Below are 3,704 nucleotides of genomic sequence, written 5' to 3'. Positions count from 1 at the left end.
CCACGATTACGACAACGACAACGACGGGCGGGCCGCCCCGCCTCCCTTAGGGAAGGGCATCGCCGGGCCGCCGTACCGGGACCTTCAGCGTTACCAGTTCCTCGGCGCTGGTCGGATGGATGGCGACGGTGTCGTCCAGATCCGCCTTGGTGGCGCCCATCTTGAGCGCCACGGCGAAGCCCTGGAGCATCTCGTCGACCCCATCGCCGATGAGATGGATGCCGACCACGCGCTCTTCGGGACCGGTGCAGACGAGCTTCATGGCGGTCTCGGGGCCGTGCTCGTTGAGCGCATAGCGCATGGGGGTGAAGCGGGTCTCGTAGACGGTCAGGGTGTCGCCGTAGCGGGCGCGGGCCTCCGGCTCGGTTAGACCGACCCGACCGACCGGCGGGTGGGAGAAGACCACGGTGGGGACATTGTCGTAGTCGAGTTTCAGCTCGGTCTCGCCGTTGAACAGGCGCCGCGCCAGGCGGCGGCCGGCGGCGATGGCGACCGGGGTCAGCGGCTCGCGGCCGGTGACGTCGCCGATGGCATAGAGGCCTGCCACGTTGGTGTTCTGGAAGGCGTCGACCTTGATCAGTCGGTTGGGCGCGACCTCGACCCCGGCCGCCTCCAGGCCCAGGTCGGCGCTGTTGGGCGCCCGGCCGACGGCCCAGATGATGGTGTCGAAACCGGTCAGCGGCTCGCCGGTGCGCGGGATCAGCGCCAGCCCGTCGGCGCGGCGCTCCAGCGCCGCGACCTCGAACTGGAGACCCAGGCGGATGCCTTCCCGGCTCATCGTCTGGGCCAGGGCCTCCCCGATCATCGGGTCGAAGAGCCACAGGACCCGCTCCTCCAGGGCGACCACGGTCACCTCGGAGCCCAGCGCGCGCAGTACGCCCGCCAACTCGACGCCGACATAGCCGCCGCCGATGATCGCGACGCGCCGCGGCTGCTGCGCGAGTTCAAAGAAACCGTCGGAGGTGATGCCCAACTCGGCCCCGGGCATCCGCGGGACCAGGGGGCGGCTGCCGGTGGCGATCACGATATGGTCGGCGCTGTAGCGCTTGCCCTCGACCTCGACGGTGCGGGCATCGACCAGGCGCGCATGACCGCTGATGTCGGTGATGCCTTCCTGCTTTACATAGCCGTCCCAGTAGTCGTTGATGCGCTCGACGAACTGGTTGCGCCCGCCGACCAGGGTCGACCAGTCGAAAGACTGGTCCTTGGTGCGCACGCCGAAACCCGCGCCGTCGCGCACTGCCTGGGCCAATTGCGCCGCGTACCACATGACCTTCTTGGGCACGCAGCCGCGGTTGACACAGGTGCCGCCCAGGGGTCCCGGGTCGATGACCGCGACCCGCCGCCCCAGTTGGGCGGCCTGCTCAGCCGCCGCCAGGCCGCCGCTGCCGCCGCCGATGGCGATCAGATCGAAGTGTTGGCTCATTGCGTGGTGCTCCGGGGTATTTGGGGATTTGCTCACGCGCAGACGCAAAGACGCGGGGCATCAAGAACGAAGTCGCGGTGCGCGCCAGTCGATCCCGGGGGTGAACGGCGCACCGCTGATAGCGAACCCAATGCCCTTGGCGTCTTTGTATCTTGGTGAGAAACCTGCTTCCGTCAGGCCGCGCGCTTGGCCAGCCACTCGGCCAGCTTGTCGGACCCGCCGATCAACTCGCCGTTGATGTAGACCTGGGGTACGCTGGACGCCTTGGCGACGGCGCGCAGGGTCTCGTCGGTGTAGTCGCGGTTCAGCACCAGTTCCTCGTAGGCGATGCCGGCCTGTTGCAGAGCGGCCTTGGCCTTGGCGCAGAAGGGGCAGCCGTCGCGGGCGAAGATGGTCACGTCGAGCGGCTTGGGTGCCTTGGGCGCCACATAGGCGAGCATGGTGTCGGCGTCGGAGACCTGGAAGGGGTCGCCCGGCAGGTCCGGCTCGATGAACATGTGCTCGACCACCCCGTCGCGCACCAGCATGGAGTAGCGCCAGGAGCGTTTGCCGAAGCCCAGGTCCGCCTTGTCGACCAGGAGCCCCATGCCGGCGGTAAATTCGCCGTTGCCGTCCGGGAGGAAGGTGATGGCGCCCGCGTGCTGGGCCTTCTGCCACTCGTTCATCACGAAGGTGTCATTGACCGAGATGCAGACCACCGTGTCGACCCCCGCCGCCTTGAAGGCCGGGACCAACTGATTGTAGCGCGGTACATGGGACGAGGAGCAGGTGGGGGTGAAGGCCCCCGGCAGGGAGAAGACCACGACGGTCTTGCCGGCGAACACCTGGTCGGTGGTCACGTCCACCCACTCGGTCCCCTGGCGGGTGTGGAACACTACCTGAGGGACGCGCTTTCCGGTACGATCTTCTAACATTTCTGAGGTCTCCTGGGTTGATAAGGGGTTGCTGAGCCGCGGCTCGTCAAGTCTCGGCGCGGGATGACCCCGCCCATGTCGTGCACTATACGGAAGGGGGAATGATTCGGAAAATGGATTATAAATATCGTTACGATCGCCTGGGCCTATCAGCGGCCCCGGTGGGCACTGACCGGTCCGACCGGACGGCGCTGGTGCGGCCATGAGCCCGGCCGCCCCGGGGGCCATCTGGCTGCTGCTGAACAGCCGCAGTTTCGGCGGGGTCGAGTCCCATGTGCTGACCCTGGCCGCCGCCCTGCACGGCCGCAATATGCCGGTACGGGTGGTCTTTCTCAAGGACCACGGCCCCCACCCGATGGCGGCGGCGCTGGCCGGGCAGGGGATCGCCTGCGATGTACTCGCGGGCGGTTGGCGGGGCCTGCGCGCCGCCCTGGCCGCGGCGCCGCCCGGGCTGCTGCACACCCATGGCTATAAGGTGGGTGTCTTCGGCCGGGTCGCGGCCCGCCTGGGGGGGTTCCCCTGCGTGAGTACCTACCATGCCGGCGAACCGGGTCCGGGGATGGTGCGTTACTACAACATCCTGGACCGGGCGACCGCCGGGCTCGCCGGCGGCATCGTGGCGGTGAGTCGGCCGATCGCCGACCGGCTGCCCCGCCGGACCCGGGTGATCGACAATTTCGTGCCCTTGGCGGCGGGGCCGACGCGGTGGCCGCGGGAGGCCGCGTTCGTCGGGCGGCTGAGTTTCGAGAAGGGCCCCGACCTGTTCTGCCGCCTCAGCGGGCAGGCGCCGGGGGTGGAGTTCGTGGTCTATGGGGACGGTCCCCTGCGTGCTGAGCTGCAGGCCGCCTACCCGCGGGTGCGCTTCGCCGGCCAGCAGCCCGCGATGGCGCCGCTCTGGGGCGAGATCGGGCTGCTGTGCATGACGTCGCGTCATGAGGGCCTGCCGATGGCCGCCCTGGAGGCGATGGCACACGGGGTGCCGGCGGCCGCCTTCGCGGTCGGCGGTCTGCCGGGCCTGATCGACGCGGGGCGCAACGGCTGGCTGGTGCCGCCGCTCGACCTGCCGGCTTTCGCCGCGGCGGTGCGCGCCTGGGCGGACCTGGATGCGGCGGGCCGGGCCGCGTGCAGCCGCGCGGCGCAGGCGACGATTGCCGCCCGCTATACCCCGGAGGCGGTGCTGCCGCGCCTCCTGGAGGTCTATCGGGAGGCCGGCTGGCGGGCGGTTGATAGGTGAGCAACAAGTCAAGAACAACTTAAACACAAACACCATCGTTGTCGTTGTCGTTGTCGTTGTCGTTGTCGTAATCGTAATCGGACAAGCGATGCAATTTAGGGTGCGAGAGAATCCAGGGTTTTACGATAAT

3 protein-coding genes are annotated in these 3,704 nt (G+C 68.6%); 1 reads left to right on the top strand and 2 read right to left on the bottom strand.

Going from position 1 to position 3,704, the window contains the following annotated elements:
* Positions 1 to 46 precede the first annotated feature (46 nt).
* Both gorA and QZY48_RS26970 read right to left on the bottom strand, forming a co-directional pair.
* Positions 47 to 1,426, bottom strand: coding sequence for a glutathione-disulfide reductase (gene gorA, locus QZY48_RS26975; RefSeq protein ID WP_295436649.1), 1,380 nt, complete (start codon positions 1,424 to 1,426; stop codon positions 47 to 49).
* 173 nt (positions 1,427 to 1,599) lie between these two features.
* Positions 1,600 to 2,340, bottom strand: coding sequence for a glutathione peroxidase (locus QZY48_RS26970; RefSeq protein WP_295436647.1), 741 nt, complete (start codon positions 2,338 to 2,340; stop codon positions 1,600 to 1,602).
* Positions 2,341 to 2,542: 202 nt separating this feature from the next.
* Between QZY48_RS26970 and QZY48_RS26965 the strand changes: the two genes are divergently transcribed.
* Positions 2,543 to 3,574 (top strand): glycosyltransferase family 4 protein, encoded by a 1,032-nt coding sequence (locus QZY48_RS26965; RefSeq protein WP_295436645.1) that lies wholly within the window; start codon positions 2,543 to 2,545, stop codon positions 3,572 to 3,574.
* Positions 3,575 to 3,704: the final 130 nt, after the last annotated feature.

The organism is uncultured Thiodictyon sp., from assembly GCF_903828115.1.
In the GTDB taxonomy this organism is placed as follows: domain Bacteria; phylum Pseudomonadota; class Gammaproteobacteria; order Chromatiales; family Chromatiaceae; genus Thiodictyon.
Note: the sequence above shows the minus strand (reverse complement) of the source record. Positions and strands in the feature narration are given on the sequence as shown.

Excerpts from the sequence above, each read along its gene's own strand:
- gorA (WP_295436649.1), bottom strand. The coding sequence starts at position 1,426 with ATGAGCCAACACTTCGATCTGATCGCCATCGGCGGCGGCAGCGGCGGC.
- QZY48_RS26970 (WP_295436647.1), bottom strand. The coding sequence starts at position 2,340 with ATGTTAGAAGATCGTACCGGAAAGCGCGTCCCTCAGGTAGTGTTCCAC.
- QZY48_RS26965 (WP_295436645.1), top strand. The coding sequence starts at position 2,543 with ATGAGCCCGGCCGCCCCGGGGGCCATCTGGCTGCTGCTGAACAGCCGC.